The organism is Sporosarcina sp. P29, assembly GCF_002743265.1.
Taxonomy (GTDB): Bacteria; Bacillota; Bacilli; order Bacillales_A; family Planococcaceae; genus Sporosarcina.
The window spans coordinates 1-422 of record NZ_PDYX01000099.1 but is presented as its reverse complement, the minus strand read 5'-3'; the positions used below and the strand labels follow the sequence as shown (position 1 = coordinate 422).

Annotated in this window: 1 protein-coding gene; it reads right to left on the bottom strand. The window is 45.0% G+C overall.

The window, feature by feature from the left end; all coding sequences use genetic code 11:
* Positions 1 to 422, bottom strand: a 422-nt coding sequence (locus tag CSV68_RS16730) for an NAD(P)H-dependent flavin oxidoreductase (RefSeq protein ID WP_199175052.1), incomplete at both ends; no start/stop codon positions are given.

The following is a 422-nucleotide window of genomic DNA, read 5'->3' as shown; positions in this document are numbered from 1 at the left end:
AATCGTCTGTCACGTATGATAGTTTCAACTTGTAAAACGATTCGCGACAGCAAAGCTGCGGCATTTCGTCTCGCACTTAAGCGAGGTGACTGTCCGCTCCAAAGATGGATCCATTGGGGACGATTTTGCTTGGCCGCTTCACTTCGAATTCCTGCTGTCAATGTGTTCATTATAGGATAATCCGGTAAATCTTCTTCGTAAGGTTTTATTTCACGGATAAAGTCATTTTGAATGCCCCTTGCTGGTTTACCACTAAATACCGATGTGATGACAGTTTGATCTTCCGTGCTTGTGAGAATAGCATCGATATGTTGTGTTTTCGCTCCGCTTTCAACTGCCGTTACAAAAGCAGTCCCCATTTGAACCGCTTGTGCTCCGAGTGTAAGAGCTGCTAAGACACCTCTTCCATCCATAATGCCTCC